Raw genomic sequence first — 19,387 nt, 5'->3', positions numbered from 1 at the left:
CGCCGCCCCCGCCACGCTGCCGCTGCACCGCGAGCTTTTGGGGCAGGCGCTGGGCAATCTGGTCGACAATGCGCTGAAATACGGCGCCGGCACGATCACGCTCGCGCTGGATGCCGGCGAGGATCGGGTCACCGTATCGGTCGCCGACGAAGGCAGCGGGATCGCGCCGGCCGACCGCGACGCCGCGCTGCGCCGTTTCGGCCGGCTCGATACGGCGCGCGGCGGCACCGGCGCGGGGCTGGGCCTGTCGCTGGTCGCGGCGGTGGCGCGGCTGCACGGCGGCACGGTGCGGCTGGGCGACGCCGCCCCCGGGCTGGTGGTGGCGATCGACCTGCCGGCTTAGGCGGGTTCGACGTTCAAACCCGGACCGTCACCCCGGACGCGCTCGAAACCTCCGCCAACGTCCCATCCGCCCTTCCCTGAACAGCCGCGACTGCTCGGTCTGCGCCTCGGCCAGCGCGTGAAGCTCGGCGAAGCGAACCCGCAGCGGCGAGAGGTCGAGGCCATAGCCGCTGGTGATGATCCCGTTCGCGTCGCGGCGCCCGGTGCGCCGGCCGTGCGCGGCGACGAGCCCGAGCGCTCGCAATTGCCGCCGACGCGCCTTGATCGCGCTCTCGGTCACCCCGGCGAGCTCGGCGAGCGTATAGTTGCGCCGCTTTTGCTCGACCGTCAGCATGGGGCAAGGCGACCTTCGCGACGCTGGCGCATGTTGTCGTCTCGAAGTTCGACCACCATCTGCCGCTCCACCGCCAGGCAGAGATGATGGCCGCGCAAGGGCTCGACATCGACCGTTCGACGCGGGCGGGCTGGACCGGACAGGCCGCGGCACTCCTCGCCCCCATCACCACGCGCATCCATGACGAGTTGCTCAAGGCCGATAAGATCCATGCCGACGACACGCCCGTGCCGGTGCTCGACCCCGGCCGGGACAAAACCGCCACCAGGCGGTTATGGGTGTATGCCGCAGACGACTGGGCGTCCGGCGGCACGGCACCGCGTGCGACCTGGTATCGCTTCACCCCAGACCGCACGGCTGCGCACCTGATGGCGCATCTCGCCGGCTTTTGCGGCTTTCTCCAGGCGGATGCCTATGCGGGCTATGACGGGCTGTACCGCATCGGCGTCACCGAGGTTGCGTGCTGGGCGCATTTCCGGCGCAGGGTCTTCGATCTGCACGAGCGCTCGCCCACGCCGCTGACCACCGACATCCTCGAGCGGATCGGCGCGCTTTACGCTTCGAGGCTCAGGTCCGCGGCCAACCACCCGACGTGCGATGCGAGCCCGACAGGAGAAAAGTCGACCGCTGGTCGACGCCTTGCGCGAGGTACTCGACGCCGGCTTGCGCCGCATGTCATCCAGGTCCGACATGGCCCGGGGCATCTCCTATGGCACCAAGCGATGGCCGGCGCTGTCGCGCTTCCTCGGCGATGGACGCCTGGAGATCGACAACAACATCGCGGAGCGTGCGCTGCGCGGCATCGCTGTGGGACGCCGCAACTGGCTGTTCGCCGGCTCGCGCGCAGACCGCGAGCGTGCCGCGGCCATCTACATTGTCATTCAGACCTGCAAGGCCAACGGCGTCGACCCGCACGCCTATATCGCCGATGTCATCGCCAGGGTCGCAGGCGATTGGCCAGCCAGCCGCTGGGACGAACTCATGCCGTGGAACTGGATGCCGCCGGTAGATCCGCCGACCAAGCCGCATAATTCGCGGTCTCCACGCCACGCTTACCCCGCGCCCGGCAGTGGCGGGGGAGGGGGCCGGATCGCCGGCGTCCTCGATTAGCTCGACCCGATAGTTGGGGGATGCCGCCGGCGCCCGCGATTGTGCGCATCGCGGTCCGGGAATTGGGCAGCGGGTTCTGATAGCCGACCAGGAGGCGGAAGGTGGCCAGGTCCGCCTCCAGCCGCCCGTCCTTGTCCGCGGTGGCGCGCGACCTCATAGATCCGCCGCTCGATCGGGCCGAGTTGGAAATAGGCGGCGGCATAGTCGAGCACTGGGCGGTCGCGCAGGATCGCGCGGTAGAGCCAGCCGCACAGCCTGACCTTGACCGCCTTCAGCCGGCGCTCGCCGGTGCAGGTGCGCGAATAATGCAGCCGCGCCTGCGACAGCCAGGAGAACAAGCCCTCCTCGCCATCACCGCCTGCCTCGATATTGGTCTTGATCCGCGTCCCCTGCAGCCGCTCCAGCGCCTCGGACAGCCGGGCATAGGAACGCGCCGAATGGTTGGCGCCGGTGACCGAGAACAGGTCGTGCGCGGTAAAGACGAAATCCTGCGCCCTTCGTCCCGCGCCTCGATCTTCGCGGCCATCAGGCTGGCGATGTAGAGGACGATCTCCTTGTCGTAGATGGTGGCGACGCCGTTGGCCGAGGGGCGTACCTCGATCGAGACATTGGCGTGCTCGTAGCTGAGCGGCTTCATACAGGCATTCTTACTGAGCGCGAAGAAGGGAAAGGCCATCAGCGGCCGCTCCCCCCGCATCTCGCGGGTCAGCGGGCTGTCGAACTGGAACAGGTCGCGCTGCGGCACGGGTTTGGCGGGCTTGGCGAGGGGACGGGTCATCGTCGCGATTTCCTACTCGAGAGCATGAATTTTTGGGGAGGGCCGCAGCCGTGCAGTAGGGCGCGGGGGAGGAGAAAGGGGCAGAGTTCGTGCTTTGGAGTAGGAAATGGGGAGGGGTGTCGCGGGCAAGCGACCATGGTCACCGCCTTCCCCAAGCGCCGTCATTGAACGGCCTCCACGCATATGCTAGCTACTCGCCATGTCATACGGCGAGGCCATCGCCGGCGGTGGGCCGGATCGCATTGACCAAGCCACCAGCCATCTTCTTGCTTCGAGACAGCGAACCCTTGCCATGCCGGTACCCGAATGACGTCGCTTACCGCGGGTAGACACAAAGCGGGGCGCCGCCTGTTCGGGGCAACTGTGCCGAAGGCATCGTCCGCCTTCATCATAACGTCCGGACTGTTGCTCTTCTATCTCCTGTTGGGCGGCAGTTCCCGTTTCGATAATCTCAGCCTGCCGTTTCTACGGCCCGTTGCGGTCATCGCGACCTTCTATGGCTTGTGGCAGCTCCCCGCGCTTCGACAGCGGACGGCGCGGACGATGTTGGGTTTCATGGCGGCAACCTTCCTTGTCGTCGCGCTGTATCTCGTTCCCCTTCCGCCTGCCTGGTGGCAGGGTCTACCCGGTCGTGATGCCATCGTCAGGGTCGATCATGTCGCCGGTCTCGGAGACGTATACCGCCCACTGTCTATCTCGCCGGTGCTGACCGGCAATGCGCTGTTCGCGCTGTTCGTCCCGGCATCGATCCTGGTGAACGGGCTATGCTTGACCGATGACGAGTTGCGCGGGTTGGCGCCGGTCGTCATGATCGGGGCGCTGGTGAGTTGCATGCTCGCCGTGGCGCAGATGCTGGGGCCATCCGACGGGCCGCTTTATCTCTATCGGTCGACAACCAATGGCGCGGCGGTCGGGTTATTCGCCAACCGCAACCATCACGCCGTCTTTCTCGCATCGGTACTGGCCGTCATCGCGACCTATGCCGCCTCCGGTCCCGCCATTCGAACCATTGCGGGGCAACGCCGCAGACACGTCACCAGCCAGCGTCGGCCCTTTGTTGCGCTGCTGCTGGCATGTCTCATCCTGCCGATGCTGCTGGTCATCGGCTCGCGCGGCGGCCTTGCCGCGACGATCGGCGTTCTGGTCTCTCTCCCGTTTCTATACGCCATGGCTGCCGAGCGGAAGTTTGCCACCCTAGCGCCGGGCATCCGCATCGCCCTGGCCACCGCGATCATGGTGCTTGCGGCGATCGTGCTTTGGGCCACCCTCTCATCCCGCGCGGAAACACTCGCCCGGCTCACCAATCCCGGCGGCGATCAGGAACTTCGGTTCAAGGTCTGGCCGGTCGTCTTCGACCATTTGGCCCGATTCGCGCCCTTCGGGCCCGGGCCCGGCACCTACGAGGTCGCCTACAAACTGATCGAACCCGATCAGGATCTGCGCCCAACCTATTCAAATCACGCACATAATGACTGGTTGGAGATACCGTTCACGATGGGGGCGCCCGGTATCTTGCTATTACTTCTGACACTGGCCTGGGTCGCACGCTCGGGCGCGGTGATGATCATCCGGCGGCGGCTTCTTCCCGATCGCGCATGGGGATGGACGGGAATTGTCATGTTGCTGGCGTTCGGGATCGGCAGTAGCGTTGATTATCCGCTGCGCGTACCCAGCCTTCTTGCGTTGGCGGTTGTGGCTTGCCTTTGGATAAGGCTTGGCGCTACGGCGCCTGCGCACGACCAAGGAACGGATTGACGATCCGTGGTGTCGAGATTTTCGAGGAATTCAATGTCCCGGCTGTTAGCGTTGCTGTGTTTCGCGTCACTGTCGGCCTGCGCATCCCGTGATCATCAGCCCATCGCAGGCGTGACGCGCGTCGCCGATACTGAACTGCCGACGCCGGGACCGACCGACATGGCCTCGGCGGCGCGCGCTTATTATATCGGGCCGTTCGATGAATTAAACATCACCGTTTTCGGCATTCCCGATCTGAGCGCTAAGGAAGTGCAGGTCGATGCCAGCGGCAAGCTCTCCTTCCCGCTGGTCGGCACGCTGGAGGCCGCCGGCAAGACCCCGGGCGAGGTTGCGGCTATGATCGATCGCGGCCTGCGCGGCCACTACGTCCGCAATCCCAGCACCACCGTCAACCTGGTCAAGACCGTGAGCCAAGTCGTCACCGTTGAGGGAGAAGTGGAGAAGCCGGGGATCTATCCGGTTCTGGGGCGCATGTCGCTGACCCGGGCGATCGCCAGCGCCGAGGGCACCACCGAGTTCTCGTCCCTCGACGACGTGGTCGTGTTACGCACGATCAGCGACCGCCAATATGCCGCGCTCTACAGTCTCAAGTCGATACGCAAGGGACTGTACGCCGATCCCGAGATTTTTCCGAACGATGTCGTGATGGTCGGCGAATCTCGCGGACGCCGGATCTTCAAGGACTTCTTGGCTGTGGTGCCGCTGCTGACAACGCCGATCATCGTCGCGTTGCAGAATTGATGTCGCGCCCCATCCCGCCGTTTTGCAAAGTCTTGAATTGATGCACACCCTTCCAGTCAACGCCCAGCCGAACGCGGCCATAGACCCGCCGACGACGCCCGATCTCGCGCGCGATCCGGTCAAACGGCCCGCGCTGGTCCAGTACATGAATGCGGTGAAGCGGTGGAAATGGGTCATCGCGGCGATCTTCGGCACCTGCCTGATCCTGGGGGCCGTCGTCACCCTGCTGATGCCGCCCAAATATAGCGCGATGGCGCAGCTGGAGATCAGCCGCGAGCAAAAGCAGATCACCAACGTCCAGGGCATCGAGTCCGAGCAGGCCGGGCGCGACGTCGAATTCTACGCCACGCAATATGCCCTGTTGCGGGCGCGGCCACTGGCCGAGCGCGTCTCCCGCGATCTCCGTCTGGTGACGAACCGCGAGTTCTTCGTCGCGCATGGCGTCGAAAGCTATTTCGTCGAACGCCCGAACCGGAACCAGCGATTCGAGAATGAAAAGCTGATCGTCAATCTGCTGCTAAAGAATATCGCCGTCGATCCGGTGCGCACGTCAAGGCTAGTGAACCTCACCTATACCAGCCGCTCGCCCCAGCTTTCGGCCGACCTGGCGAACAACTGGGCCAAGGCATTCATCGCGTCCAGCATTGATCGCCAGTTCGCCTCCACCCTTGATGCACGCCGCGTGCTAGAATCACGACTGACGGCCCTCAAGGCGCGGTTGGAGCAATCCGAGCGCCAGGTCGTCGCCTATGCCCAGCAACAGGATATCGTGGCACTTGAGCAATCGCGTGACGTCGACGGCCGCACCAAGGCCAGCCGCACCCTCACCGCTGCCGATCTCGAAGCGCTGAACGACGCCGTGAACCGGGCGGTCGAAGCCCGTGTCCTTGCCCAGAGCAGGGCAGCGTCGAATCCCGACGTTGCGGGTGAAGCGGTCACCAATCCGACGCTCGCAGCGCTGCGCGAACAGCGGGCCACGGCGGTCGCTGAACAGGCGCGCCTCAGCGTCCAGTTCGAGCCCGGCTATCCCGCCGCTTCCGAAGCAAGGCAGAAGGTGCGGGCGCTCGACGAGGTGATCGCCCGGGAAACGCAGCGCATCCGCCAGGCCCGCCAGCAGGAATATGCCGAGGCGCAGAAGCGCGAGAATGAGTTGCGCAGTCAGGTGCAGGCACTGACGGCCAACTTCCGTGCACAGCAGCGCGCCAACATCCAATATACGGTGTATCAGCGCGAGGCCGATACCAACCGGCAATTGTACGATGCCTTGCTTCAGCGCTACAAGGAAATCGGTGTCGCCGGAACGATCGGCGCAAACAACATCGCGATCACCGAACCCGCGCTGGTACCCAGCAAGCCTTCGTCACCCAAGCTCTTCCTGAACCTGGCGATCGCGTTGATGGCGGCTGTTGTTCTGTCGGCCGGGTTGGTCTTCGCGCTGGAGCAGATCGACGAAGGTATTCGTGATCCAGCCCAGGTGCCGCGTGACTTGGCGCTGCCGCTGCTTGGACACACGCCGCTACTGGCGGACAGCAACGACTATAATCTGAACGACACCAAGTCGCCTGTCTACGAAGCGTATTTCAGTATCCGCTCGAACTTATCCTTCACCACCAGCCATGGCTTCCCCAAGTCGTTGATGGTAACGAGCACTAGGCCATCGGAAGGCAAGACCTCCACCGCGCTGGCGCTAGCGGTCATCCTGGGCCGAACGGGCAAGCGTATCCTGCTCATCGACTCAGATATGCGATCGCCCTCAATCCACCGCCTCGTCGGCGCCCGCAACGACGCAGGGCTGAGCAACATATTGGCCGGACAGGATGACTGGCAGTCGCTGGTTCTGGACACCACGTATCGCGGCCTGGCAGTCATTCCGGCCGGCCCGACCCCGCCCAGTGCGGCGGAATTGCTCAGCGGTCAGAAGCTCGGCGCGTTCGTATCGCAGTGCCTGGAGGTCTTTGATCATGTCGTGATCGATTCCCCGCCGGTACTCGGCTTGGCCGATGCGCCCCTGATCTCTCAGGGAGTTGAAGGATGCGTGTTCGTCGTCGAGGCGGCGGGCGCGCCGTTGCGCGCGGTTCGCGCCTCTGTATCGCGCATGAGGATGGCGCACGCCCACCTGTTCGGCGCCATCCTCACCAAGCTCGATCAGCGCAGCGATAGCGGCTATGGCTATGGCTATGGCTATGGCTATGGCTATGGCCAGACCTATGGAGCCAGCCAGCGCACAGACCATGCTTAGGTCCCGTCCCGTGCGTGCGGCGCTGCTGGCGATTGCGGCAGCGGCATTGTCCTTCCTCGCGGCGCGCCAGGCCATCCTACTCTCGACGCGATCGCACGCGCCTCACTTCGCATTGCAACTGAACCCGCATGATCCGGTTGCCCTGACGAAAGCCTATTACCAAAGCATGGTGGGACCTGACGGAACGCCGCAGCAGGCGACCAGCGTATGGGTTGGGGCCGCACACGCGGCCCTGCGCGCCGAACCGCTGAGCAGCGGTCCACTACAGATACTGCTGGGCGCGATGGGGCCGGGTGATGAACGATTAGAGCACAGTAGACAGTTGATCGCTGCGGCATCGGCGATAACCCGTCGCGAACTGCCGGTCGAACTCTGGCAGATCGAGGATGCCGTCTCGCGCCAGGACATCCATGACGCACTGGTCCATTACGATCGAGCCCTGTCGGTCCATCCCGATGCGGGTGCCTTTCTGTATCCTGTCCTGACGAGTGCTGCGTCGCAGGAGGGCATTCGGGCCGAGCTTGCCCCGCTGCTGGCGCGCAATCGCCTGTGGGTGACGGGATTTTTGGGCTATTATGCGGCCAGGACCGAGGATTACCCGGCGGCGATCGACCTGTTCGCTCGTTATGGCGGCAGCCGTCGTCTGCCCTCCCATCGAGCCTATGAAACCGTCCTGCTTCGACGATTGGTGGCCAGCGGCAACGGCGGGCTTGCCCGAACCTTCGGTCACCGCGTCGCAGGGTTCGATATCGGCGGTCCGGACAGTTTCGGTCTTTCGCCGCGCACGACGGACGGGACATTCGCGCCGCTTTCCTGGCAGCTGGACGACGACGACACCGTAACAGCGGATTTCGATCCGCAGGATGGATTGGCCATCGGCATCCCGCCGACCGAACGGGGGATCGGCGCCTCCCGGGTCGTCATCCTCGAACCGGGGCGGTGGATCCTCGACGAGGTGCTGGAATGGCCGCCCGCCACACCGATTGCCGATCTGGCGTGGGAGATCCGTTGCCTTACACGGACCTCTGGCGAGATCATTGCGAGGATCGCCCCGACGCCGCAGATCGGACGACATCGCAGCACTGACGGTTTCGTCGTTCCACCTTCTTGCGCAGCCGTACAGTTCGACCTCGTCGTCCAGGGGCCCGTCAACGACGGTCAGGCAGAAGTGACGCTCAAATCCGTCGCGCTTCGCCGGTCGTCGAACCGGTGACCAGCAATGACGATACCGACATCCACGACGACCGCAGGGCCTTCGTCCGATCGCGCCCCCGATGGCGGGACGATCATCTGCTTCTACGCATCCTCGCGCTACGCTTCCGAATACCGTTCGGGCCTCGACATGATCGATCTGGCATGGCGGAACGGCTTTGATCGGGCGATCGTGTCCGATGTCGAATATAACGAGGCGCCTTCGGCGTTCGAGACGCGTTTTCCCGGCCTGACCTTCATGGTCGTACCCAGCCCGGTTCGCCAGCAGCGCCTATTGTACCGCTTTACCGACCTGTTGCCGCAGATCATCTGGCACCATCGGGCAGCCGCGGCCATTCGGCAAGAGGGCGCAAGGCCGGTACGGTTGTGGATCGCCAACAGTGCCCAGCCGTGGCTGCCGCTGGGCGTCTATCAGGACTGTTTCGGCGAGCAGCTGATCTGGGGCCCGGTGGGTGGAGGCGGCACCGCCCCTGCCCGCTATCTCGCCACCTGTGATCGTTCGACGCGATGGCGGGAGTGGGCGCGCACCGCGATCGAGCGGCTCACCATCGCCGCAAAGGTCAGGTTGCTGACCCGCCTGCGCCGATCGGGGCGCTCGGTCACCGTCATGGCGCGCACCCGCGAAGTGGCGGCCGACCTCGCCGCACTGGGAGCGGGCGACGTTCCCGTCGTATCGGAGATCGTCGCCCCGCTGCAGCCGCTGACGGTGGTCAAGACGGCGACCGCCGGCCCGCGGCTGGTGTGGGTCGGGCAAGACATTCCCCGCAAGAACCTGGCGATGGCGCTGGACGTGTTCGCTAAGCTGCGGGCGCGCCATTTTCCCGCGATCACCTTGGACATCCATGGCGTCGCGGACACGAGCGAGGATCCGGCCGTCACCTATCACGGATGGACCGCGGGCGTGCCATGGGACCGTTACCGCGAGGGCGGGGTCCTGTTGCTGACGTCGTACCGCGAAGGCCTGCCGTCGGCCGTGCTGGAGGCGCTTCAGGCCGGGCTCTCCTGCGTGTCGACCGATGTCGGGGCAGTCGCCACCTTGCGGCCCGCCCCTCTTTTCCTCATCCCGATGGACGCCTATCCCAATATCGACGACGATACTCTGGATACCATGGCGAGCTTTATCCGCGACGAGGTCGCCCGCACGACTTACCGGCTGGAAGGGGCGGACCACGCACCATCCATCGCCAGGCTCATCGCCAAGAAGGACTGACTGATCGCCATGCTCCATTGCATCTGTGAGGCGACCCTCGCGCGAACGCGCTTCTCCGACAAGCACGACCTGATGCGCTGCCCGGCCTGCCAGACGGGCAAGTTCGTCGATCGCGAGCAGGAGTCGATGGTCGAATTCAACTACGATTCCAGCGATGACAAATATGGCAACGAAACCTACCTGAACACGCCGGAATTCCGTTGGGCGCATGACGAGCTTGCGAAACTGGACTGGACCGGATGCCGCGTGCTGGAGATCGGCTGCTTCACGGGTTTCTTCCTGGACCGGCTGCGCGGGCTGGGGGCGGACGTGACCGGGGTGGAAGTCAACCGGGAGGCGGTCGCCGCGGGCGAGCGCCTCTACGGGCTGGCCGGCCGGATCTGTCCAGATCTCGACAGTCTGCCTAGCGACAGTCAGTTCGATCGAATCGTGATGATCGACGTCCTCGAACATATCGAACAGCCCGGTCCGTTCCTGGCGACGGTCCTGCCGCTGCTCAAACCGGGCGGCACCCTATCGATCTCGTCGCCGACCATCGAACGGCGTTTTCACGACAAGAGCGACTTTCCGCCCCATCATCACTGGTGGTTCTCTCGCGAAGGGCTCCGCCGGCTGACGACTCGCAGCGGCCTGGAACTGGCCGGTGCCTCGATCCAGCACGATGGCATGCTGCTGTTCCGCAATGTGATCGGGCGGACCCTGTACGGGTTCTCGCGACGCGAATTCAACGGCGAGGGGTCGGAGACGATCTCCGCGATCGCCCGCTCGGGCGACGGCACGATCCCCTATCGCGTCGCGACCCGCCTCGGCGAACTCGCCCTGCGCGCGATCGGCTTCCAGTATTGCTCCTATCTATTCCACGCCCGCAAGGCGGGGTAATGGCGATGGCGCCCCACCTGTCGCCGGCGAATCCCGACCGGTCCGAAGGCCGCCACGCGGGCCCCGCCGACATCGGCCATTGGGACTATGACATCGCGATCGTCGGAACCGTCGGCCTTCCGCCCAATTACGGCGGGTTCGAGACACTGGCCGGGCGCCTGGTCGAGCATTGGGGCGGTCGCCGGCGTGTGATCGTCTATTGCAGCGCCCCCGATTTACCTGCCACCACGGCACCGCAGGCTCGCTACCTCGATGCCGACCTGGCCTATGTCAACCTGCGGGCAAACGGGTGGCAATCGATCCCCTATGATGCAGTCTGCCTCTTTCGCGCGGCCCGCCATGCGCAAGCCATTCTGCTGCTCGGGGTATCGGGGGCGATCGTCCTGCCGCTTCTCCGCCTGCTTCACCCCAGTGTGCGCATCGTCACCAACATCGATGGTCTGGAATGGCGACGGGCGAAATGGGGATGGTTCTCCCGGCGGTTCCTGAAATTCTCGGAACGAATCGCCGTAAGGGCCAGCCACATGGTCGTCGCCGACAACCGGGCCATCGCCGATCATATTGCGGCAGCATATGGCGCATCCTCCGCCTGCATCCCCTATGGCGGCGATTTCGATCCCGAGGATACGTCGCGCGCCGTCGCGCCCTCCCCCTATTTCCTGATGCTGTGCCGCATCGAGCCCGAGAACAACGTCGAAGCGATCCTGACCGCCTTCGCTGCCTCGCCCCGCATGCGGCTTGTGGCCGTCGGCAACTGGCAACACTCACCCTATGCTCGGCAGTTGCGCGAGCGGTTCGGGACTGTGCCCAATTGCGAGCTGCGCGATCCGGTCTATGACCGCACGGTGGTCGCACGCCTGCGTCGTGAGGCGACCGCCTATGTCCACGGCCATTCTGCAGGTGGCACAAACCCGGCCCTGGTAGAGGCGATGGCGCTGGGATGCGCGGTGCTGGCCTATGACGTCAGCTACAATCGCCACACGACCGACAACCAGGCATCATATTGGCGCGACGATGCCGACCTGCGGTCGCTGCTCGCAACGCAGGACGCCGGCGCGCTGGCGGCCAATGGAAACAGGATGGCCTACATCGCCCGAGAACGGTATCGGTGGCCGGATATTGCCCTTGCATACGAAAGCTTGCTGACATGACCAGTTCGCCGCTGACCACCGTCGATGCGCCGGTCCTGACGCTATCGGCGACGATGCGCGAGGCGATGAACCCCCAGCGCTTCGCTGCCGGCCGGCCCTTCCCCGTCGCAATCATCGACGATTTCCTGCCCGCGTCGTTTGCCGATGGTCTGCATGGTGAAATTCTGGCGCTCCAAGACCATACCCAATCGAACGATTATATTTTCGCGAAGAACAAGTTCGAATATCCCGCGCTTCAGGAAATAGGGGTGTATGGAAAAGAGCTGAAGCGGTTCCTGTTGTCGGAACCTTTTGCCGAAACCCTTAGCCACATGTACGGTCGGACGTTGTTCGTCGACACCGCATTTACCGGTGGCGGCATCCATCGCGGTGGGGCCGGGTCATTCCTCGACATGCATGCCGATTTCGGCCGTCATCCCGGCCATGAAAACTGGGTACGCGAACTCAATATACTGATCTACATGAACAAGAATTGGTCCCCTGAATATCGTGGTTCACTAGAACTGAAAAACCGTGACACCGGAGACGTCGCGGCGATCGAACCCTTGTTCAACCGCTGCGTCCTGATGCTGACCAAGGACCATACGCTGCACGGCTACAAGCCGACGGCCTTTCCCGCAGGCCAGTACCGCAATTCGATCGCCGCCTATGCCTATTCGCTCGAAACCGACGAAAGCAAGCTGGCGGAGCTGTCGACGACGACCAGATGGCAACCGGTAGACGCCAGCCCGACGAAACGCCTCATCGCCTCCGTTACGCCGCGTCTCGTCGCCATCAAGCAGCGGCTATTCGGCAGCAAGACCGTACGCAACAGCGACAAGCGCTGATCCCCCTGACGCACCTCAAGCACGCAAGTATTTCAAAAATGCCGACGAGCAGCCAATCCTTGCCGGATGCCGATCTGGCCGCGTCACGTACCGAACTTTCGGTAAAACCGTTCATATGCCTTGCCCTGTTCGGCATCGCCCTGAACATTATCCTTTTTGTGTGGCCGCTTAGCAATATTGGCTCGCTGTATACGTCGATCCAGGACCCCGACTTCAGCGATCAAAACTTCTATCTCTATTACGCCAGGGAGCTATGCGCCTCCCGCGACCTGACCATCGATGATTATTATATCACATGGTCATCAACCGGGGTGATGTATTATCTTACCGGGCTTTGCCGAGTGACCGGATCGGCGCTGTCATACGCTATCGTCAATCCGATACTGTTCGCGGGGTCGGTCTACCTCCTCGCCAAGGAGCTTTGCGCGCGCATCGATATTCCCAGGATACGCTGGGGCTTCCTGTTCGGGTTTCCACATACCGTCTACCTGATGGCGCTGCCCGGAAAGGAGATATTGTCCTGGATGGGTGCGGCATTGGTCATCTACGGGCTTATGCTGTTCTCGCGTCCTCGTCCCAATCATATCGGCGCGGCGATATCGGCACTGGCGGGCCTGATCGTCCTGATCGCCAATCGCCCGCACGAACTGGCGATCCTGTGCACGGCCATGGTTCTGTTCTTCCCGCTCAAGAACCGCTTCATTCCGATCGGCGGCGCCTTCATCATGGGCGCCGTACTGCTGGTGTCGTCCGCGGGCGCATCGGATATGATCTCGCTGATCCTGACCCAAGCCAGCGATCGCGAAAATGTCGGTGTTGCGGACCAATATGGCGGCGCCCTGTCGAGCCTCGAGCTCATACTGAGCTCGGACAACGAGTTCGTTCACGCCCTGCTTTCGCCGTTCAGGGCGCTGTTCCTGTATCTCTCCCCGTTCTCGATCGCCTTTCGTTCAATCCAGTTCGGGGAGATCAATTACTTCGTGTTTCGTGAGGTGGCGGCCGCAATCAAGCTCGTCGACTGCGTGACCGCCGGTGTCATCATCCTGGCCTTTCTGCGCGATCGCACCAGCAACCGGAATAGGCGTCTGCTGATGCGCGCGATGATCGCAACCTGGGCGCTGTCGCTGATTGCCATCACCTATCCCGGCCTCCAGCAGAAATCCCGTTACCTGTTCCAATATTTTCCGATGGTGATGCTGGCCGGCCTGATCTCGTCTCGAAAGGATCAAACGACGACGAAGCTGTTGAACGCCCCATCTGCCGATTTCTGCGGGAGGTAGCGGATGGCGGTCACGGCGATTCTGCACGGCGGGCTGGGCAACCAGCTCTTCCAATATTTCTATGCCACGCTGCTGACCGATGCACGGCACGCCAACAGCTTGCAGCTGGTGACGGCGCGACTGGGGCATTATGTGGTTGAGCGGGACATGGAGCTGGAGCCGCTGCTGGCGGTCAGCGACATCGTCGCGGTGCGCGATCGCATGAGCCCGCTGGAGCGGTGTCGGGTGCCCAAGCTCCTGCAACGGCTTACCGGCAAGGAAGGCCCGCTCCGCCTGGGAGGGCGACATGTCTTGGTCGATGGCTATTTCCAGCAATGGTCAGCCTACGATCGCTTCGCAGCAAGCGCGATCGCATCGCTTCTCGATCGCTGGCGCGGTGTGCTGCGCGAGGGGAATCTGCTGGTCGCACCGACGCTGCCGCACCTCACTCACATCCGGTTGACCGATTTCGTCGCCGCCGGACGCGATCCGCGCGACTTGGCCGGGCCGGCCGTCGCGGCCGTTCCCGCCGATGGATCGATCATGACCGACGACGAGGCGACGATCGGTTCGCTCCTCGCCGCCCGGGCGGACGGCGATCGGCCGAGGTTGGTGCCGACGGGCGGCCTGTCGAGCTGGGACGTGTTTCGGGCGATGAGCCAATTTCGCACGATCCATACCAACGGCTCGTCGCTCGCCTGCTGGGCGGCCGTGCTGGCCGGGGCGCGACTTGTGTCGACGAACGCCGACCACGCCGCCTTTGCCCGGCGCTGTGCGCGATCGATCGACGATGGTGCACGCACATGACCGTTCCGCCGAAATGGGACTTGCCGGCGCTGCCGATCATCATCTCGTCGGGACCGGCGTCGCTTCCCGTGGCCATCGCTGCCGCGGATTATTATGCGGCCCATCTCGACCAGGGCACACGCCTGATCCTGATGCGACCGCGCCGATGCCGGGGCGATCATGCCGCGCCCGCTGGCCTGACGATCGTCGATGACGAGGACGTGCCGGATTATGCCGGGGTCCGTGCGGGCCTGGACGCAATGGGCGATCGCCTTGGTCGGTTCGGCCGCTCCCCGATCTGGTATCTGCAGCAATATCTGAAGCTCGCCGGCGCCCGGCATCTCGCACCCGATGGCGCGATCGTGACCGATGGCGACACGATTTTCTCCGCCGCCCTGCTGCGCGCGCTGCGCATCGAACCAAAGATCCTGACGACGAACGAGACGTTCGAGAACTACAATCACCTGGCCCGCGCCCTAGGCATTGTCCCCCTGCAACGCAGCTGCGTCGCCAACGGCAATGTCTTCTATCCGGCGATGATGCCCGCCGCGATCATGGACGGTGACGGGTTCCTCGATATCATCGAGCGCCTCGTACTGGGAAGCGAGGGCGCCAGGGACTTCTCCGAGTACCAGCTGATGGGATCGCTCGTGGCGCCAGGCACCGGCACACTTCCGGTGCGAATGTTTCGCCGCTTCGACCTGCTGGATGCGTCCGGCACCGTTCCGTCGGCATCGGTGATCGAGCGAGCGCTGCGCCGCTATGACGCGATCGCCATCGAACATGGTCATCGTCGTTCGGCGAGTCGCACCTGGGCGGCGCATCTGCTCTACGCGATCCGCTACAGCTGGTAGTATCCCCATGTTGCGCCGCCTTCTGACCGCGCCGTCGGCTCGGCTCGGCGCCCTGCAGATCCTCATCCTTTGCCTGTCTCTGCTATCGCAGGTTCTCATCGCCCGGCGCTTCGGCGTCGGGCATGAACTGGACCGCTATTTCGCGGTTCTCGGCACGGCACTTGGCGTCATGGGCAGCCTTTCGGTGGGCACCAACTATGTCCTCCCGCCCAAGATCGTCCGCGCCTTGGCTAAGCATGACCGTGACGGGGCACGGATAGCGGCGGCAGAGGGCGCACGGCGCATCCTGGCTTGGATCGGGGCCGTCACGCTGATCGGCGCGACGGGCATGATTGTTGCGAGCGGTGCTGGCGGCGCGCTGGCCGGGGCGCCGAACGCGGGGCTGATCGCTTTGGGCTGGCTGGTAGCTGCCGGCTCCGCCTGTGCCGGCATGCTGGGAGCGATCAGCACGGCGCATCGGCGGGTCGCCGTCCCGCTGGGGGCCAGTGCCTTGCCGCCGGCGGCAATGCTGCTGGCGCTCGCGACGCATCGTGACGGCGGAGCCGTGGTCATGCTGACGGGGATGCTGACCGGAACGGCGCTGCAATGCGCGGTCCTGGCTGCCACCCTTCGCGGCCTCGTCGACTGGCGCCACGGCCAGCTGCGCTGGGATAGGCGGGAGAACGGGCAGTTGCTGATGGCTGTCGCGGGCGCGGCGTGCTTTTCGTCCTATTCGGTCGTCGATGCGTTCGTCGCCCCCGCCATCGGCGCCGGCGCCCTGACCCTCCAATCACTTGGTCAGCGCCTGGTCGTGGCCTTCGGGGCCGTCCTGTCGGCTGGTGCCTTCGCGCTCGCCCCGGACAATTTCGGCCGCCTCATCGAAGCGGGTCAGCGCCGGCACGCCTATCGGCTCTTCCGGCGCACGGGAATGATGCTGGTCGCGATCACCCTGGCGGCCTGCGCCATGATGCCGATCATCGGGGGGGGCGTCCTGCAGTTACTGTTCGCGGGCGGGAGCTTCAGGCTCGCGAGCGTCGACGACCTGACCATGCTGGTCGCGATCCTGCTTGTCGGCAGCGGCGCCATGTTGTCGAGCGCGATCGGCTTCCGTCTTCTTTACGCTCTGGCCGCCGGCGCCCATGTCGCCGCGGCGAGCGTCGCATGGCTGGTCGCGTATCTGCTCTCGGCCTTAACGCTGGTCGCGTTGGGGCTGCCCTATCCGCTCGCCTGGGCCTATGTGTCGTCATGGTGGACGGTTCTGGTCTGGGTGGTGTGGATCTCCGACCGCCGAACGGCATCCCCGATCAGCAGCGACCCTTTGCAGGATAACAGATGACAGTGCTTCCGACAGACGTCACCCTTTCGAACCAGCGTGGCTGGGCAGTCGGCTGGCGTCATCTCAAGGGCCGGACGTTCCAGCGGATGAGTCGGTCGGCCATGCCGCTGTTCGTCCGCCCCGGCGACGTCATCTCGGTCGATCCGATCGTGGGCGGGGCACACGAACCTCATATCGCGGATTTCTTCAACGCCTGCGCCGACTATGGCTATGCCGACTTCTTCATCGATGTCGGCGCGAACATCGGCCTCACCGCCGTCCCGGCCGCCATCCGTTTCAAGCGCATCTATGCCTTTGAACCCAATCCTCTGGCGTTCCAGATACTCGCGGTCAACGCGGCGTGTTCGGATCATCCGGAAAAGTTCGAGCTGAACAATTTCGGCATCGGCGACCAGGACGTCAGGCTCAACCTGATGATCCCGAAGCATAACTGGGGTGGCGCATTCATCGATGCCCCGGAAAATATCTACAGCCAGGAGACGCTCTCCGCCAAGGACAACTTCTCGTCGCTCGACATGGCGAATTACCTGCGCCGTGAGGTCGACGTCCACAGCGGGCGTGACGTGTTCGCGGCCCGCTTCGCCGATATCCTCGCATCGGGTGGCAGGTGCGGTGTTGTGAAGATCGACGTCGAGGGGTTCGAGCTGAGCGTTATCTCCGAAATAGCGAAGGCCTTTCCGCCCGACCTGGCTGCCTATGTCATCTTCGAGAACTGGGAACCGTCGGTATCGGTCGGTCAGTTCGCGGCGTCGTTCGGATCGAGGGTCCAGGCCTTCACCTTCCGCAGCCAGCCGATCACGCCACGGCGCGCACCGCGTTTCGTCAAGGCGCTGCGCTTCGTCGCCGGCCTGCCGTTCGGATGGTCGGATGCCCGCTATTGCCTGCAGACGGTGAGCGATCCGCAAGAGCGGATCATGGGCGACCTCGTCCTGCATATCGGGCCGAACCGCTAAGCGATGCCGGTGAGCGTCTTCGCGGAAGCAAGGCCGAAACGGCGCCATGTGCTCCGGGCGGGGTTGGCCGGCCTCTGGGGGATCTCCGGCTGCAGGCCGTCTCTATCCGCGGCCCTCAGGGATAGCGGACGGCGCGTCGACGTCCGGTCGCTTGGCGCGCGTGGTGACGGCGTGACGGACGATCGTCCTGCGATCCAGGCGGCGGTCGACCGGATCGCGAACGCCGGGGGGGGCGAGGTTGTGATCCCGGCCGGGCATTTCATGCTCGCATCGGCGATTATTCCCCGGTCGGGCGTGACCATCGTCGGGATCGATCGCGAACGCAGCATCCTGAAAGCCGCCCCCGGGTCCACCGACAACGTGGTCGGCATTGACTATCTGGTGGAGGGGCAGGTTGCGGCCGCACGGCACGGCAAGCGCTTGGACCGGCTGATGGGGCCGGATTTCTCCGCTCTTTCCGAAACCAATGCCCGGAAGCGAGGGGGATATGCTGGCTATGGCGTCGTCGACTTTCATTTGCGCGACCTGACGATCGACGGGAACAAGGCGCAATGCCCCGAAAACAGTAACCTCCTCGTGACCGGCCTGATCGACGGCAGCTTCGCGCCGGGTCAGACGATTCGCAGTTCATCGGGTGGCCGGGCAATGGTGGCGGCGGTATTCCCGCAAGGCAGCCCCCCCGCCCTGTCGATCCGTCCATCCACGATCGGCGGGAGCGGGCAGTTCGAGATCGGCGATGAGATCGTCGGACCTCAAGGCCGTTTCGTCCTGACGGGCCGCAGGGGGGACGACGCCTACCAGGTGGGGGTCGTCTTCCACGCCGCGACCGACTCCGGCATGACGGGGTGCATCGTGCGCGACACCGTCTACCAAGGCATCGTCGTCTACAACGCCTGCACCCGCATCGCCATCGCCGACAACATCGTCACGAACCCAAACCGATCCGGGACGGTGTACAAGGGCGGCAACGTCCACATCTATTGTGATTTCGACAATCGCTCGGTGCAGATAACCGGCAACCGGCTGCAAGGTGGCGGCGGCTACGGCATTGTCATCAGCGAAAATGGCGGCCGAACCGACGATGTTCTGATCGCGGGCAACACGATCATCCGGACGCCCGGCGACGCCATCAGGGTTGCCAGTGAATCGACATCCTCCTCGGCGACGTTGGGCGGCATCCGCATCATCGACAACCGCATTGCGGAATGCGGCGACACCGCCATCCGCCTTGTGCACCAGGGCCGCGCCAACGGTCTCATCCGTCCGGTCGTTACCGGCAACCGCATCCGCGACAGCCGGTTTGGCATCCTGCTGGCGGGGCGCATCGACCAGCCCATGGTCGCGCGGAACATTTTCGCCGACATTGCCGGCGTCGCTCTCGACCTGGGGGCCGGCCCCGTCACGCCGACGATCTAGTTTTCCGCTATTCGGTCAACGCGCGCCTTTGCCGGTGACCATCGTCTGCGCCGTCCTGAGGATGATCAGAAGGTCAAGCCACAGCGAAAAGTTCTTCACGTAATAGAAGTCGAGGTTGAGCTTTTCCTTTACGTCACTGACGTCTGCAACATGGCCCTGATTGATCTGGGCCCTGTCAATCGGCGTCCAAAAAGGACCCCCTATCGGCGTCCAAAAGGGACCCCGT

At 64.2% G+C, this 19,387-nt stretch carries 17 protein-coding genes and 2 pseudogenes; 16 read left to right on the top strand and 3 right to left on the bottom strand.

Going from position 1 to position 19,387, the window contains the following annotated elements; all coding sequences use genetic code 11:
• Nucleotides 1-343, top strand: a 343-nt coding sequence (locus tag AX685_RS12535) for a sensor histidine kinase (protein WP_197418604.1), incomplete at its 5' end; no start/stop codon positions are given.
• Between the two features lie 27 nt (nt 344-370).
• On the opposite strand, the gene AX685_RS12530 is transcribed toward AX685_RS12535, so the two are convergent.
• Complete coding sequence (locus AX685_RS12530) at nt 371-676, bottom strand: helix-turn-helix domain-containing protein (RefSeq protein ID WP_066489192.1); 306 nt, start codon at nt 674-676, stop codon at nt 371-373.
• Between AX685_RS12530 and tnpC the strand changes: the two are divergent.
• Nucleotides 616-1,690 (top strand): annotated as a pseudogene (gene tnpC, locus AX685_RS23525) (IS66 family transposase); the annotation flags it as partial. The gene AX685_RS12530 and the pseudogene tnpC overlap by 61 nt on opposite strands.
• A gap of 92 nt (nt 1,691-1,782) precedes the next feature.
• On the opposite strand, the pseudogene AX685_RS21070 reads toward tnpC, so the two are convergent.
• Nucleotides 1,783-2,423, bottom strand: a pseudogene (locus AX685_RS21070) (replication initiator protein A).
• A 546-nt stretch (nt 2,424-2,969) separates the two neighbouring features.
• Here AX685_RS21070 and AX685_RS12515 point away from each other — a divergent pair.
• The 14 genes from AX685_RS12515 to AX685_RS12450 all read left to right on the top strand — a co-directional run bounded on the left by AX685_RS12515 (nt 2,970) and on the right by AX685_RS12450 (nt 19,161).
• A complete protein-coding gene (locus tag AX685_RS12515; RefSeq protein ID WP_197418603.1) occupies nt 2,970-4,319 on the top strand; it encodes an O-antigen ligase family protein in 1,350 nt (449 codons plus the stop codon).
• A 33-nt stretch (nt 4,320-4,352) separates the two neighbouring features.
• Complete coding sequence (locus tag AX685_RS12510; RefSeq protein ID WP_066489185.1) at nt 4,353-5,060, top strand: polysaccharide biosynthesis/export family protein; 708 nt, start codon at nt 4,353-4,355, stop codon at nt 5,058-5,060.
• A 40-nt stretch (nt 5,061-5,100) separates the two neighbouring features.
• Nucleotides 5,101-7,299, top strand: coding sequence for a GumC family protein (locus AX685_RS12505; protein ID WP_066489183.1), 2,199 nt, complete (start codon nt 5,101-5,103; stop codon nt 7,297-7,299).
• Nucleotides 7,300-7,309: 10 nt separating this feature from the next.
• Nucleotides 7,310-8,512: a hypothetical protein gene (locus tag AX685_RS12500; RefSeq protein ID WP_156445788.1), complete on the top strand. Its 1,203-nt coding sequence runs from the start codon at nt 7,310-7,312 to the stop codon at nt 8,510-8,512.
• 129 nt (nt 8,513-8,641) lie between these two features.
• Nucleotides 8,642-9,721 carry a glycosyltransferase gene (locus AX685_RS12495; RefSeq protein ID WP_070321817.1) on the top strand — a complete coding sequence of 360 codons (1,080 nt, stop codon included), beginning with the start codon at nt 8,642-8,644 and terminating at the stop codon, nt 9,719-9,721.
• Between the two features lie 9 nt (nt 9,722-9,730).
• Entirely contained in the window at nt 9,731-10,600 is an 870-nt protein-coding gene (locus AX685_RS12490; protein WP_066489176.1) for a class I SAM-dependent methyltransferase, read from the top strand.
• Entirely contained in the window at nt 10,600-11,751 is a 1,152-nt protein-coding gene (locus AX685_RS12485) for a DUF1972 domain-containing protein (RefSeq protein ID WP_197418602.1), read from the top strand. Before AX685_RS12490 ends, AX685_RS12485 begins: the two co-directional genes overlap by 1 nt.
• Nucleotides 11,748-12,578, top strand: a complete 831-nt coding sequence (locus AX685_RS12480; RefSeq protein WP_066489174.1) for a 2OG-Fe(II) oxygenase — start codon at nt 11,748-11,750, stop codon at nt 12,576-12,578. The genes AX685_RS12485 and AX685_RS12480 overlap by 4 nt, the downstream gene beginning before the upstream one ends.
• Nucleotides 12,579-12,616: 38 nt before the next feature.
• Nucleotides 12,617-13,858, top strand: a complete 1,242-nt coding sequence (locus AX685_RS12475) for a hypothetical protein (protein ID WP_066489167.1) — start codon at nt 12,617-12,619, stop codon at nt 13,856-13,858.
• 3 nt (nt 13,859-13,861) lie between these two features.
• Complete coding sequence (locus AX685_RS12470; RefSeq protein ID WP_066489165.1) at nt 13,862-14,644, top strand: hypothetical protein; 783 nt, start codon at nt 13,862-13,864, stop codon at nt 14,642-14,644.
• Nucleotides 14,641-15,477, top strand: a complete 837-nt coding sequence (locus AX685_RS12465; protein WP_066489162.1) for a hypothetical protein — start codon at nt 14,641-14,643, stop codon at nt 15,475-15,477. The genes AX685_RS12470 and AX685_RS12465 overlap by 4 nt, the downstream gene beginning before the upstream one ends.
• A 7-nt stretch (nt 15,478-15,484) precedes the next feature.
• On the top strand, nt 15,485-16,792 hold the full coding sequence (locus AX685_RS12460) for a hypothetical protein (protein ID WP_066489160.1): 1,308 nt from the start codon (nt 15,485-15,487) through the stop codon (nt 16,790-16,792).
• On the top strand, nt 16,789-17,745 hold the full coding sequence (locus tag AX685_RS12455; RefSeq protein WP_082740866.1) for an FkbM family methyltransferase: 957 nt from the start codon (nt 16,789-16,791) through the stop codon (nt 17,743-17,745). Before AX685_RS12460 ends, AX685_RS12455 begins: the two co-directional genes overlap by 4 nt.
• 3 nt (nt 17,746-17,748) lie before the next feature.
• Entirely contained in the window at nt 17,749-19,161 is a 1,413-nt protein-coding gene (locus AX685_RS12450; RefSeq protein WP_082740864.1) for a right-handed parallel beta-helix repeat-containing protein, read from the top strand.
• A gap of 15 nt (nt 19,162-19,176) precedes the next feature.
• Here the strand turns inward: AX685_RS12450 and AX685_RS12445 are convergent.
• On the bottom strand, nt 19,177-19,387 hold a 211-nt coding region (locus AX685_RS12445; protein ID WP_197418601.1), incomplete at its 5' end, for a sugar transferase.

Origin of the sequence: Sphingomonas sp. CCH9-F2, assembly GCF_001556735.1 — a bacterium.
GTDB lineage: Bacteria > Pseudomonadota > Alphaproteobacteria > Sphingomonadales > Sphingomonadaceae > Sphingomonas > Sphingomonas ginsenosidimutans.
This window is presented reverse-complemented; position numbering and strand designations above follow the sequence as displayed.

Bases quoted from the DNA above. Each gene is read 5' to 3' on its own strand.
- AX685_RS12510 (WP_066489185.1), top strand. From the start codon at position 4,353: ATGTCCCGGCTGTTAGCGTTGCTGTGTTTCGCGTCACTGTCGGCCTGC.
- AX685_RS12505 (WP_066489183.1), top strand. From the start codon at position 5,101: ATGCACACCCTTCCAGTCAACGCCCAGCCGAACGCGGCCATAGACCCG.
- AX685_RS12455 (WP_082740866.1), top strand. From the start codon at position 16,789: ATGACAGTGCTTCCGACAGACGTCACCCTTTCGAACCAGCGTGGCTGG.
- AX685_RS12530 (WP_066489192.1), bottom strand. From the start codon at position 676: ATGCTGACGGTCGAGCAAAAGCGGCGCAACTATACGCTCGCCGAGCTC.
- AX685_RS12480 (WP_066489174.1), top strand. From the start codon at position 11,748: ATGACCAGTTCGCCGCTGACCACCGTCGATGCGCCGGTCCTGACGCTA.
- AX685_RS12495 (WP_070321817.1), top strand. From the start codon at position 8,642: ATGATCGATCTGGCATGGCGGAACGGCTTTGATCGGGCGATCGTGTCC.
- AX685_RS12465 (WP_066489162.1), top strand. From the start codon at position 14,641: ATGACCGTTCCGCCGAAATGGGACTTGCCGGCGCTGCCGATCATCATC.
- AX685_RS12490 (WP_066489176.1), top strand. From the start codon at position 9,731: ATGCTCCATTGCATCTGTGAGGCGACCCTCGCGCGAACGCGCTTCTCC.
- AX685_RS12485 (WP_197418602.1), top strand. From the start codon at position 10,600: ATGGCGATGGCGCCCCACCTGTCGCCGGCGAATCCCGACCGGTCCGAA.
- AX685_RS12450 (WP_082740864.1), top strand. From the start codon at position 17,749: ATGCCGGTGAGCGTCTTCGCGGAAGCAAGGCCGAAACGGCGCCATGTG.
- AX685_RS12460 (WP_066489160.1), top strand. From the start codon at position 15,485: ATGTTGCGCCGCCTTCTGACCGCGCCGTCGGCTCGGCTCGGCGCCCTG.
- AX685_RS12470 (WP_066489165.1), top strand. From the start codon at position 13,862: ATGGCGGTCACGGCGATTCTGCACGGCGGGCTGGGCAACCAGCTCTTC.
- AX685_RS12475 (WP_066489167.1), top strand. From the start codon at position 12,617: ATGCCGACGAGCAGCCAATCCTTGCCGGATGCCGATCTGGCCGCGTCA.